The following is a 10931-nucleotide window of genomic DNA, read 5'->3' as shown; positions in this document are numbered from 1 at the left end:
CGCCTCCATGAACTCCTGCCCTGGCATTGGAAACCCATTGCTCAAGGCGAGAATAACGTCGCTGCCTGATCACGCCCGCGTCTCTCGCCGGATGGTTACATACCAACCAGCATCCCGCCCTGACATGTGTCATGAGCGAACACCAACTCGTCAGCGTCGTCAGACGCTATCTGCCAAGCCAGAAACCGGGCCGAAGGTCTGGCTACGGTCGGCTTCGGAGTTGTGGAAATGGCGGGGGTTACGCGTCTCTCTAGGGCTACGTGCTGATTAACTTTTTAGCTTATCTGTGGCATCAAGCCACAGGGAATGAGGAAACATGTCTGGCTCAAACTGTACCTGTAATCCGTCCTACACCCGGTCATCGTCAGAATCGTTACGTGCTCCCAGCGCGACTAAGACGTCGCTTCAAGGAAGCGGTTTTATTGAACGTCACGAAGAGATGAGGGGCGTCAGCAACCGTCTGCACTGGCCGGGCGGGGCATCCGGGGTAACGCTCGGGCCTGGCTATGACATGCGCGATCGTTCCCGGGCGGAGATTGAGCAGAAATTGCGGGATATCGGCATCAGCTCTAGTCTGGTGCCTCGCGTGGCGGCGGGGGCCGGCCTGCGTGGCGAAGCGGCCAGGAAGTTCGCCCGGGATAATAAAAATCTCGTCAATCTGACGGACGATCAGCAGAAACGCCTTCTACAGGTCAATCTCCCGAGCTATGAGGCGATCGTTCGTCGGGGCACCCATGTCTACCTGACACAAAACGAGTTCGACGCTCTCGTCTCGTTCGTCTACAATCCAGGAAGAGGTTGGCCGGGTGTCCGTGCTGCTATCAACAGCGGCGACAAACGCAAGGCCGTCATGATCATTGAGGAGCAGGTGCGCTCGAAAGGCAAGGTCTTGAGGGGGCTGGTCAAGAGACGGCACGACGAGGCCATGCTTCTGCTGGAAGGACGATATTGATGATCCGCGCTATCCTGAGCCTGATTTGCGCCATCTGTATCGGCGGCACCGCACACGCGGGCGCCAGGCCGGAGTCCCTGGAGGAACTGACCTACAATCTCAACACGGTGCTCAACGAGGAGCTCAATGGAAAGGCGTTTCTCAATGGGCGCTTGATCGTGCGCATCGAGCGTGTTTCGACCTGTGTGTCAGCAGTCTGGACCCGAAGCGGTGGTGTCGGATCGCCGCTGCGGCGCGACCTGCTGGAATGGGACAAAATGTTTAATGGCGATCCTCGGATCGAGGCTCAGTCTTACTATTTGACGTTCGTCTATACTGACCATCGGAGCGACGATGTTGTGTCCATGCCTCTTACGGCGCATCCGGATCGTTTTGAAGATACGGCGGGTGTCTACCTCCCATCGTGCCAACCGAAACGGCATCATCGCAAGTGAGTATCTCTGCGCCGGGCGATCCCGCCGACAACATAACGCTCGGCGGGTCTGCCAGAGCGGATCCCATTCAGATAAGATCATCTGAATGGGTGAAGATGCTTGCAAAAACCAATGAAACAGAGCCTTTCTGCTGAATTAGAGTTCAGTGGAAATTCTCCAGACACCGTTTATCTCCCAAAGCCGACCTTCCGCATCCCCCCTATTTGCCTGTCTGCTCAGCGATATAAGAGCAGACAGGCAGCAGTCGCCGTCATGTCCGGCATACATTCTCCCAAAGGGGTTTCCACATAGCAGACATAAGTCGACCGAATCTGAGCTATCATAGAGCCTGTTTGGAAATACGCTCTGATGAGCCAAAACAAGCCGCAAGGGTTGCGACTGTCGTGTGTTCTTGATTACAGAAGCGCAGGAAACGCACGTCGGGTCACCGAACAGTGCGCATTTCCCAACAGGTTCTTAGGCTCAGGACCCATTGATTTGTATAGGGAATTTTGATTCAGGCTCTGCAAGGAGACTGAAGATGAGCGACCTGTTTTGGCTGACGGATGAACAGATGGAGCGTCTGCGGCCGTTCTTTCCCAAGAGCCATGGTAAACCTCGCGTTGATGACCGCTGCGTGCTGAGCGGCATCATTTTTGTGAACCGCAATGGTATGCGCTGGCGTGATGCGCCCCGGGAATACGGTCCGCACAAGACGCTCTACAACCGTTGGAAGCGTTGGGGCGACATGGGCATTTTCATGCGGATGATGGATGGCCTGTCTGCCGCGAAGGCTGAGCCTCAGACTGTTATGATTGATGCGACCTATCTCAAGGCACACCGCACGGCTTCAGGCCTGCGGTTAAAAAGGGGATACAGGCCGCCTGATCGGACGCACTAAAGGGGGCATGAACACCAGGCTGCATGCGGTCACCGATCAGAACGGACGACCGCTGGGCTTCTTTATGACAGCCGGACAGATCAGTGATTACACCGGAGCCTCTGCTCTGCTGGACAGCCTTCCCATAGCGCAGTGGTTGCTGGCGGATCGGGGTTATGATGCTGACTGGTTCCGGGATGCCCTGGAGGAAAAAGGGATCAGGCCCTGCATTCCGGGAAGAAGATCCCGCGGAAAACCAGTCAAATACGACAGGCGAAAATACAAAAGACGCAACCGCATCGAAATCATATTCGGCCGCCTCAAGGACTGGCGGCGGGTCGCAACACGCTATGACAGATGCCCGACCGTCTTCTTCTCAGCCATCTGCCCCGCCGCACGGAAGTCGCTATGGCTGGTATGAAATTGCGGGAAAAACATCAGGATCGAGAGACCAGCAAGGTCGTCTCGATCGCTGCCACGCGCGGCCGTCTGGGGTGATTCACTTCTGCGGTGACCAATAGTGCACTGCAAACCATCTGCAAACCATGCAAACTTTGAATCTGCTAACCCATTGAAAAATGGCGCGCCCTGCTGGATTCGAACCAGCGACCCACAGCTTAGAAGGCTGTTGCTCTATCCAACTGAGCTAAGGGCGCGGGGCATGTCGTTGTGCCAGATCGAACCTAGTGCGTCCAGTTCTGGATACGGTCATGACGGAAATTATCGGAATATGCCTTTGGGCGACGCATGCGCGGCGCCGGAATCTCGATATCGAAGGCGATGCCCTGTTCCGTGGCGTAGGCCACGGCGCTGTCCTGATCGGGGAATTGCAGGCGTATCTGCGATGGGGTATCCGCGCAGCCGGTCCAGCCCATAAGGGTATCGACATGGCGGGGGCGGTTCTGCCCGTAATCCAGTATCCATGTATGGGTAGTGGCCTGACCTGACTGGCCGGCGGGTTTTGACTGCCTGTAAATCCGGGCTCGCATTACTATCCGTCTCCCTGGATATGGTCGGGGCGCCCGGACTCGAACCGGGGGCCTCGTGTACCCAAAACACGCGCGCTACCAGGCTGCGCCACGCCCCGCGACCACGAGCGGGAAACTATGTGGCAACTGCTGTTCTGGCAAGCACATTCTTGCAAAAAAATACCGCGCCCATCGGTCCTGCGGCAAGCAGGTCTGGCGGGCGCGGCGAACAACACGTCGTGTAATGGGAAGCGGCTGGTGGATCAGACCTCTTCAGCGGACTTGCTGGCCAGCGGCGGAATGAACAGCGGCGCCGTGTCCCACGGGAACAGCACCCACGTATCCTGCGGGACTTCCACCACGAAGATATCGGTAATCGGGCGGCCTGCGGGTTTTGCGTACAGGCAGGCGAACAGGGCCTTGGGCAGCATCTTGCGCACGATCTGGGCGGTAACGCCCGAATCAACCAGATCATCAATGATCAGGAAGCCTTCGCCGTCGCCCGCAGCCTCGGGCTTCTTGACCACGCTGGACTGGCCCATCTTCTGTTCGTCATACGTCACGACGGAAACCGTCTCGATCAGACGGCAGTCCAGTTCACGGGCGATGATCGCGGCGGGGATCATGCCGCCGCGCGTGATGGCCACAATTCCCTTGAACGGGCCCCGGGTCATCAGCGTGCTGGCCAGTTGGCGGGCATCGCGGTGAAGCTGGTCCCAGGTTACGGTTGCGTAGCTTGTAGCCATCAGAAAAGTTTTCCTCCATCGGGAACGCGGCCGTCCGGGCGTATCAGGACGACCTCTCCATTACTGTCGGGCATCCCCAGCGTCAGTACTTCACTGCGGAAGGATCCGACCTGTCGGGGGGGCATATTGATCACCGCGCAGATCTGGCGGCCAACCAGCCGGGCAGGGATGTAGCGGTGATTGACCTGCACCACCGACGACCGCATCCCGATATGGGGGCCGAAATCGATGGTCAGCCGCATGGCGTGCTGCCGTGCTTCATGCACGGGGTGGGCGTCCACGACCGTACCGGCGCGGATATCAAGCCAGTCACGCGTGTCCCCTTGGGTGCTGGGCACGACGGCATGCTTTGCAGGGTCTGTCATGGAACAGCTTTTGCCCGTGTTGGTGCGGATTTGCAAACAGGGGAACGCAAATTTCAGGGACCACCATAGGATATTTTTCATGACTGCTGTTAGGATGGCCGACCATGCCTTCCGCACCCCCATCCCCCACTACGGAAAATACGCAACTTACGCCGCAGCCGGTGTCGCTATGGCGTCATCCGGGCCTGCTTGCCTTCCTGTGGGCGCGCACGGCGTCCTCCTTTTCCGCCTGCGTGCAGGCGGTGGCGGTGGGTTGGCAGATTTATGCCCTGACCCACAGCACCACGGCGCTGGCGCTGGTGGGGCTTGCGCAGTTCCTGCCCATGGTGGGGCTGCTCCTGCCTGCGGGTCATGCGGCAGATCATTTCAACCGTCGGCTGATCGTGGTGATATGCCAGTGTGTCGAGGCCGTTTCCGCCCTGCTCATGGCCATTGGCGCGTTGGGTGGGTGGACGACGCCATGGATGATCTATGCCATGGTCATCATATTCGGTGCCGCCCGCGCGTTCGAGATGCCCAGCCAGCAGACCTTCCTGCCCGCCCTTGTGCCCGCGCATATGTTCCCCCGGGCGGCAGCGGTATCCTCATCACTGTTCCAGGCGGCGGCGGTGACCGGACCATCCGTTGGCGGCCTGCTGTACGGTGCCGGGGCAGGGGTGTGCTATCTGGTCTGTGCGGTCGGGTTCTCGGCGGCGTGCATAAGCACATTGTGCATTCCGCTGGTCTTTACGCCCCGCCCGCGCGTGCCTCTTTCCCGCGCCGCAATTATCGAGGTTGCGCAGTTCATGCGCGGGCGTCCCGACATGCTGGGGGCGATCTCGCTTGATCTGTTTGCCGTGCTGCTGGGCGGGGCGACGGCCATGCTGCCGGTTTATGCCAGCGATATCCTGCATGCCGGGCCAATGGGGCTTGGCCTGCTGCGGGCGGCACCGGCCATCGGGGCGGTGATCTGTTCCATCATACTGGTATGGCGACCGCTTAACCGCCGTTCCGGGCCGCGCATGTTCATGGCCGTGGCCATATTTGGCGTGGCGACCATCATATTTGCCGTGTCGCGTTCCATGGCGGTTTCCATTCTCGCACTGGCGGTGCTGGGGGCGGCGGACGTGGTCAGTGTCGTCATTCGTGGCGCGCTGGTGCAGTTGCGCACGCCCGACAGCATGCGTGGGCGTGTCTCGGCCGTGAACATGCTGTTCCTTGGGTCGTCCAACCAGTTGGGTGAGTTCGAAAGCGGGATGCTGGCCAGCCTGATCGGACCCGTGGGTTCCGTCGCGTTGGGCGGTGTTGGCACGCTGTTCGTCACCGCCGCGTGGATACGGATGTTTCCGGCCCTGTGGCATCTGGACCGGCTGGATGACATCACGGCTGATTAGGGTTGTGAACCCGATCTTTACCGTGCTGTGTCGCTTGCGCCCGTGCGGGGTGCGAACAGGCGGAAAAGCGGTCCGGTCAACGCCGTGGAAATAACGGCCAGCACCATAAGGGAGGCGAAGGCAAAGTCCGACAGCATGCCCTGTGCATGCAGGATCGTGGCCGCGACGATTTCCATAAGCCCCTTGCATTGCAGCAGCGAACCAAGGCCAAGGGCCTGCCGCCGCGTCAGGCCCGGTGCGGGTGGAAAGATGTAGACCGATCCCATTTTGGCCAGAACGGAAATGACCACCAGCATGAACGACGCCACGATTGACGGCCATGTCAGCGCATCGCCATTGATGTGCAGGCCGCTATGGCCAAAGAACAGGGGGGCAAGCCAGATGAGCGAGAACGTCCCCACCTTTTCCACCGGCAGTCGCGCCACCCAACGCGGCGGCATCAGCGCCCCGGCGAAATAGGCCCCGATCAGTTCATGCAGCCCGAGTTGCATGCTCGCCCATGATCCGGCGGCCAGATATACCGGCACCGACATCCATATGACCCATGCAGGCGGATTGCGCATGTTATGGGTCGCCCAGTTGCTGGCGATCGCCAGCGCAATCAGCAGGGCCACCGCCACCAGTTCCAGTCCCGTCCAGCCATGCAGGGCGGCGGGACCGCGTGCGGCGAACTGCAACATGACCAGCCCGATCCACAGGGCCGCGTCATCCACCACAGCCAGCTTGAGCGCAAGCTGCCCTATGGAACGCTGGACAGGCGGCAGTTCGCGCACGATGCCGATCAGCACGGGCAGCGCACTGACGGCAATACACAGCCCGATGGCCATGGCGCCGATAACCGGTCCGACATGGGGCGGCTGCCATCCATGCAGGGGCAGGAAGAAATAATAAACGAAGAATGACCCGATCAGGAACGGTCCACCAAGCGCCATCAACGCGCCGCCAAGCAGTCGCCCAAGGGTGGGGGCGGGAATGGTATGGGCCGAAACATGCGCATCGGGTGACTGCCACATTTCCAGCCCGGCGGTGAAGGCAAGAACCAGCACGGCCAGCCAGCCGATATTGTTGCCGCAGGTCGAGGGGATGCCCAGTTCCTGCACCGGCGCATGCATTACGGCCAGCCCGATACCCAGAAGGATAGGCAGGACAACAATCGGTATTGTCCGGTTCAGCAGCCGCCACAGCCCCCATGGAAAAATAACAAAGAGGACGACATCAGGAATAAGCGCCGTAATGTCTGACAATGGTGATCCTTCCGTATTTATAGTCCGCGCATATTATATATAAAAAATCCGTATGGAAGGTTTATTTTTGTTTAGTTGCATGAAGTATATGTTATGTAAGAATATTCCTGCTCTTTGTGCCTTTTTGTTTCTGCTTCCGGCGACAAATGTCCTGCGGAGTTCTTGCGTTGGGATAGAACGCCACGCAGCAGCACTGGTTCAGATCGCGTGTTACATATTCCGCGTGGTGGATAGCTACCGGATATTCTTGTGATATTTATTTTTTACTTCTTGTTGTGCTGGTAAAAACAAAACAGATCAGTGCGTATGTGAAAAATTCATCATCATAAATGAATGGATAATTCTGATAATTCGATAACATGACTTGTATTCATTCATAAATTGATTCGCATATTATTATATAAATGGCGCAAATGTATCCTATAAATATTTAATATGATTTTGTTTTTAAATATATTTGATGGGATAATCTTATATATTTATATTTTATATTCAAATGTATCTAATATTATTTGATGTCGATCATGGTTGTTCACGGCTCCGTGCGTGAGGGTCCTGTGCATCAGGGCGTCCCGTGTGGCTGCCTGTGATAAAAGAGGACTCTGTTGATTATGCCCAAAAATGTCGTAAATCCCGAATTTCTGCCAATTCTGGAAAAGATGCCTTCTTTCGATGGCCTGTCGGGGCGATCGCTGCCGGAAGTGCGCGAAATCTTCATGACATCCGTGCGGCTGATCGAAGGCAAGCCCCTGCCGGATGTGGAAGTGCAGGAAGAATACGTGCCCGGCCTGAAGGGCGCGCCGGATGTGCGTGTGCTTGTCTATCGCCCGCGCAAGCGTCAGCCGAATGCACCCGCCATGGTCTATATCCATGGTGGCGGTCTGGTTTCCGGCCATCCGGAGGTCGATGACCCCAAATGCCAGGTTCTGGCCAGCCGTATGGGCTTTGTGATCGTGTCCGTCGATTATCGTCTGGCGCCGGAGGTCAAATATCCCGGTGCGATCGAGGATTGCTATGCAGCCCTGAAATGGATGAACGATAATGCCGCCCAGCTTGGCATCAACCCTGAAAAGGTGGCCGTTGCGGGTGAAAGTGCAGGCGGCGGCCTGAGTGCCGCACTCGCCCTCATGGCGCGTGACCGCAAGGAATACAGGCTGGCCTATCAGTTGCTGATCTATCCCATGCTGGATGACCGCACGGCCACGAAAGTCGATCCCGCGCCGGATTTTGGGGAATTCGTCTGGACCCGTTCGGCCAATAAATACGCATGGGAAGCCTATCTGGGGAGTGCGGCGGGGGGTGACGATACGCCCGCCTATGCCGCCGCCGCGCGGGCAAAGGATCTGTCCGGCCTGCCGCCCACCTTTATCGGCGTAGGGTCGATGGACCTGTTCCTGTGCGAGGATCTGGAATATGCCCGCCGTCTCATGGCGTCCGGCGTTCCGACGGAGGTAATGGTCGTGCCCGGAGCCTACCATGTGTTCGACATGTTCGTGCCGGAGGCTGAACTGTCACGCCGGTTCATGGATGCCTACTGTGCGGGATTACGGCGCACGCTGGGTCTGTAAGGGCCTGAACCCGCCCCGGCTCCATCGTGCCGGGGTGGGCACTATTATGTGTACGGGCGCTTTTGCTGTTGCGGTTTTTTCTTACGGTTCTGCATCATGCTCCCTTCAGGGCAGGGAATGGGCGCATGGTGCAATCCGGTTGGCAGCTATGGTGTGCGGCGACTTTCATGGGGCTGTGCATGGCGGCATCCGCCCATGCGCAGGGCCATATCGTCATTACGCCCAAGCTTGACTGGAGCACGGCTGAAAAACTGGCGGCGGAAGCCGTGCGGAGTTGCGCAGGGCAGGGGTATTCCGTCACCGCGACGGTGGTGGACACAACAGGCCATCAGCAGGCCGTCATCAAGGGGGATAGCGTGCCGTTGCAGTCGCTATCCGTTTCCTATCGCAAGGCCTATACGGCTTATTCCTATGGTCTGGCCTTCAACCTGAACACCACCAGCGAACTGATCGCTGCCAAGGCAGGTGGCCCGCCCAATGGGGCGCTCAATACAATTCCGGAAGTCCTGTTTGTGCCCGGTGGGGTCACGCTGCGCCGGGTGTCGGATAATGCCGTGCTCGGTGGGATCGGGGTTTCGGGTGCGCCGGGTGGTGACAAGGATGAAGCCTGCGCACAGGCTGCGGTAACAAAATTCAGGGCTGATTTCCGCTAGGACAGGCTGGCGACCGGCGTGGTCAGCCGCGCTGGTGCCCTGCAATGAATCTGCATTCCGATTATGTCGTGTCGGTGCGTCAGTTCGCTTGAAGTCAGGCACAGAGATGTCTTGCTCTGGAGCAGGCCGACAAGCGCCCTCGGCCATTATCGGTAAGTCATCATGTCCGTCGCACGGCGTTGTGGCGCGTCCTGAACAAACTGCAACAGTCCAACAGTATCGCCACGCATTGCGATAGCATGCAGTCGGTGCATGGGCTTCGCGGCTGGCGATGTCCTTGCCGGTCCGTTGCCAGCATGCGTACACGACAAAACGCACCGGTCAGATAGGGAAAATCCCTAACCGACATGCGTAAACTGATTTTAAGGAAAGGTGGCTCCCGAAGTAGGACTCGAACCTACGACCCAGCGATTAACAGTCGCTTGCTCTACCAACTGAGCTATTCGGGATCAGCGTTGAGCAGCTTATAGCCACAGTGATGGGGGGGCGTAAACCCCCCTTTTGAACTTTTTTTCAAAAAGGGAAATAAGGGAGACCATGCCGGGAAAAAGAACGGTAAGACCTTCGCAGATCAGGAGAAACCGCAGCCAATGGTAGATGGGAACACGGACGCGAAGCCGCCACGCCTGCTACGCCGCGCGGTCATGCCGTTGCTGGTCGGGGCAGGCTGCGCCGTTGTCGGGGCGCAATGGGTGCAAAGCCGCCAGCAGGCCCGTCTTGTCCGGCGCGATGACGCCCTGCTGGATGGCGAACCGCATGACCTGACCCTGTCATGGCCCAATGCCGCCGCTTCAACGCTTTATAATGTCGGGCTGAGGCAGGATTTCTTTTCGCAGTATCGGCTGAATGTCATCCTGCGCACCGGCGCGCAGACGGGGCGTGACGCCATAGCCGATCTGCAGGCGGGGCGCTGCATGGCCGCCGTCGCCCCGGTGCTGACATGGCTGCAGGCCTATCAGGCCAATGCGGACCTGCCGGCCCGGCTGGTCATGGGATTGCAGGCAGGCACGTTCCGCCTGCTGACACGGCGGCGGCTCAGGCTCGCCAAGATCGAGGATCTTGCCGGGCGCAGGATTGCAGTCCTGAACGCCGACATGGCGGACCGGCTGTTCTTTTCCGTCATCCTGCGGCGCAAGGGGCTTAATCCCGATACCGCGCCGAACTGGATCATCATGCCGCCCGACCAGATTGATGATGCATTGATGGCGGGCAGTGTTGATGCCGTGGCGGTGCATGATCCGCTGGCATGGCAGTTGCTGGGCAATCGGGCGCTGGATCTGGTCGAACTGGTCAATAGCGTCAGCGGCCTGTATGCGCGGCGCACCAATCTTGCGCTGGGTGTCGCGACGGATCGGCTGCAACAGACCCCATCTGCTGCCGTAGCCCTCGTGCTGGCGCTGTATAATGCCGCGCACTGGCTGCCCACCCATATGGCCGAGGCCGCGACCCTGCTGGATGGCAGGGTGGAAGGCATGCGCCAGGACGAAATCTTGCAGATGATGCGTCACGAAGTGCTGGGGATCAGCCCTGTCGGCAACGACCTTAAAACCCAGCTTGCGCGTTACATAGATGAACTCAAGCTACTGGCCATTTTTCCCGACAGCCTTGATTCGGCAGGTTACGCACGCCGGATTTCTGCCGATGTCCTGCACCACGGTCAGGGTACTGGCCCGTGATGCAGGCTTTATAACCGATCATGCTGTCTCCATGTGCGACCAGTGGGGTCTGACGGGGCTTTTCGCCCCGCCATGCCCTGTCGCGGATCAGGA

General features: G+C 58.6%; 11 protein-coding genes and 3 tRNA genes. 7 read left to right on the top strand and 7 right to left on the bottom strand.

Translation table 11 applies throughout. The features are described from left to right. Positions 1–511 precede the first annotated feature (511 nt). The 3 genes from CFR79_RS10675 to CFR79_RS10665 all read left to right on the top strand — a co-directional run bounded on the left by CFR79_RS10675 (position 512) and on the right by CFR79_RS10665 (position 2666). Positions 512–952, top strand: coding sequence for a glycoside hydrolase family protein (locus CFR79_RS10675; RefSeq protein WP_181417416.1), 441 nt, complete (start codon positions 512–514; stop codon positions 950–952). Continuing rightward, positions 952–1386, top strand: coding sequence for a hypothetical protein (locus CFR79_RS10670; protein ID WP_110547897.1), 435 nt, complete (start codon positions 952–954; stop codon positions 1384–1386). The genes CFR79_RS10675 and CFR79_RS10670 overlap by 1 nt, the downstream gene beginning before the upstream one ends. Positions 1387–1906: 520 nt before the next feature. After that, a protein-coding gene (locus CFR79_RS10665; RefSeq protein WP_110547896.1) for an IS5 family transposase occupies positions 1907–2666 on the top strand; the annotation gives its coding sequence in 2 pieces (ribosomal slippage) (positions 1907–2241 and positions 2240–2666; 762 coding nt in all). Positions 2667–2824: 158 nt separating this feature from the next. Here CFR79_RS10665 and CFR79_RS10660 read toward each other — a convergent pair. The 5 genes from CFR79_RS10660 to CFR79_RS10640 form a co-directional block, all read right to left on the bottom strand. Then, positions 2825–2901 (bottom strand) — tRNA-Arg (locus tag CFR79_RS10660). 27 nt (positions 2902–2928) lie between these two features. Further along, complete coding sequence (locus CFR79_RS10655; protein WP_110547895.1) at positions 2929–3234, bottom strand: ETC complex I subunit; 306 nt, start codon at positions 3232–3234, stop codon at positions 2929–2931. Between the two features lie 21 nt (positions 3235–3255). Then, a tRNA-Pro gene (locus CFR79_RS10650) sits at positions 3256–3332 on the bottom strand. Positions 3333–3476: 144 nt separating this feature from the next. Next, positions 3477–3959: a xanthine phosphoribosyltransferase gene (gene gpt, locus CFR79_RS10645; RefSeq protein WP_102323348.1), complete on the bottom strand. Its 483-nt coding sequence runs from the start codon at positions 3957–3959 to the stop codon at positions 3477–3479. After that, a complete protein-coding gene (locus CFR79_RS10640; protein WP_102324163.1) occupies positions 3959–4324 on the bottom strand; it encodes a tRNA-binding protein in 366 nt (121 codons plus the stop codon). The genes gpt and CFR79_RS10640 overlap by 1 nt, the downstream gene beginning before the upstream one ends. Positions 4325–4428: 104 nt before the next feature. Between CFR79_RS10640 and CFR79_RS10635 the strand changes: the two genes are divergently transcribed. Then, on the top strand, positions 4429–5697 hold the full coding sequence (locus tag CFR79_RS10635) for an MFS transporter (RefSeq protein WP_110547894.1): 1269 nt from the start codon (positions 4429–4431) through the stop codon (positions 5695–5697). A gap of 17 nt (positions 5698–5714) precedes the next feature. On the opposite strand, the gene CFR79_RS10630 is transcribed toward CFR79_RS10635, so the two are convergent. Beyond that, positions 5715–6941 carry a cation:proton antiporter gene (locus CFR79_RS10630; protein WP_110547893.1) on the bottom strand — a complete coding sequence of 409 codons (1227 nt, stop codon included), beginning with the start codon at positions 6939–6941 and terminating at the stop codon, positions 5715–5717. 611 nt (positions 6942–7552) lie between these two features. Here CFR79_RS10630 and CFR79_RS10625 point away from each other — a divergent pair. Beyond that, the gene (locus CFR79_RS10625) at positions 7553–8509 is read left to right on the top strand and encodes an alpha/beta hydrolase (RefSeq protein WP_102323351.1); all 957 of its coding nucleotides are present in this window, start codon (positions 7553–7555) and stop codon (positions 8507–8509) included. Between the two features lie 167 nt (positions 8510–8676). Next, positions 8677–9162, top strand: a complete 486-nt coding sequence (locus CFR79_RS10620; protein WP_258373541.1) for a GlcG/HbpS family heme-binding protein — start codon at positions 8677–8679, stop codon at positions 9160–9162. Positions 9163–9535: 373 nt separating this feature from the next. Here the strand turns inward: CFR79_RS10620 and CFR79_RS10615 are convergent. Next, positions 9536–9611 (bottom strand) — tRNA-Asn (locus CFR79_RS10615). Positions 9612–9752: 141 nt separating this feature from the next. On the opposite strand from CFR79_RS10615, the gene CFR79_RS10610 reads away from it, so the two are divergent. Then, positions 9753–10838, top strand: a complete 1086-nt coding sequence (locus CFR79_RS10610; RefSeq protein WP_110547891.1) for an ABC transporter substrate-binding protein — start codon at positions 9753–9755, stop codon at positions 10836–10838. Positions 10839–10931 lie beyond the last annotated feature (93 nt).

It is taken from the genome of Komagataeibacter saccharivorans (assembly GCF_003207825.1).
GTDB classification, from domain to species: domain Bacteria; phylum Pseudomonadota; class Alphaproteobacteria; order Acetobacterales; family Acetobacteraceae; genus Komagataeibacter; species Komagataeibacter saccharivorans.
Note: the sequence above shows the minus strand (reverse complement) of the source record. Positions and strands in the feature narration are given on the sequence as shown.

Excerpts from the sequence above, each read along its gene's own strand:
- CFR79_RS10675 (WP_181417416.1), top strand. The coding sequence starts at position 512 with ATGCGCGATCGTTCCCGGGCGGAGATTGAGCAGAAATTGCGGGATATC.
- CFR79_RS10670 (WP_110547897.1), top strand. The coding sequence starts at position 952 with ATGATCCGCGCTATCCTGAGCCTGATTTGCGCCATCTGTATCGGCGGC.
- CFR79_RS10655 (WP_110547895.1), bottom strand. The coding sequence starts at position 3,234 with ATGCGAGCCCGGATTTACAGGCAGTCAAAACCCGCCGGCCAGTCAGGT.
- gpt (WP_102323348.1), bottom strand. The coding sequence starts at position 3,959 with ATGGCTACAAGCTACGCAACCGTAACCTGGGACCAGCTTCACCGCGAT.
- CFR79_RS10640 (WP_102324163.1), bottom strand. The coding sequence starts at position 4,324 with ATGACAGACCCTGCAAAGCATGCCGTCGTGCCCAGCACCCAAGGGGAC.
- CFR79_RS10635 (WP_110547894.1), top strand. The coding sequence starts at position 4,429 with ATGCCTTCCGCACCCCCATCCCCCACTACGGAAAATACGCAACTTACG.
- CFR79_RS10625 (WP_102323351.1), top strand. The coding sequence starts at position 7,553 with ATGCCCAAAAATGTCGTAAATCCCGAATTTCTGCCAATTCTGGAAAAG.
- CFR79_RS10620 (WP_258373541.1), top strand. The coding sequence starts at position 8,677 with ATGGGGCTGTGCATGGCGGCATCCGCCCATGCGCAGGGCCATATCGTC.
- CFR79_RS10610 (WP_110547891.1), top strand. The coding sequence starts at position 9,753 with ATGGTAGATGGGAACACGGACGCGAAGCCGCCACGCCTGCTACGCCGC.